This window comes from Salinispora sp. H7-4 (assembly GCF_013416675.1).
GTDB classification, from domain to species: Bacteria; Actinomycetota; Actinomycetes; order Mycobacteriales; family Micromonosporaceae; genus Micromonospora; species Micromonospora vitiensis.
Genome location: NZ_JABZED010000046.1, coordinates 1 through 241, shown reverse-complemented (window position 1 = coordinate 241; position 241 = coordinate 1). Strand labels below are relative to the sequence as shown.

Genomic DNA, 241 nt, shown 5'->3' with positions numbered 1-241 from the left:
GCCGACGTGGTGCGTGACGACGTGCGCGAGGTCGTCGTCGACCGGCTCGGTGACCCCGACGGTGTCCTCGTGGTCGACGAGACCGGCGACCTGAAGAAGGGCGTGCACTCGGTCGGTGTCTAGCGGCAGTACACCGGCACCGCTGGTCGCATCGAGAACGCGCAGGTCGGCGTGTTCCTGGCCTATGCGAGCAGGCACGGCCACGCCCTGATCGACCGCAGGGTCTACCTGCCGAAGTCCT

At 68.5% G+C, this 241-nt stretch carries 1 pseudogene; it reads left to right on the top strand.

Annotated features, from left to right (window positions below):
* Positions 1–241, top strand: a pseudogene (locus H0524_RS18075) (transposase); the annotation flags it as partial.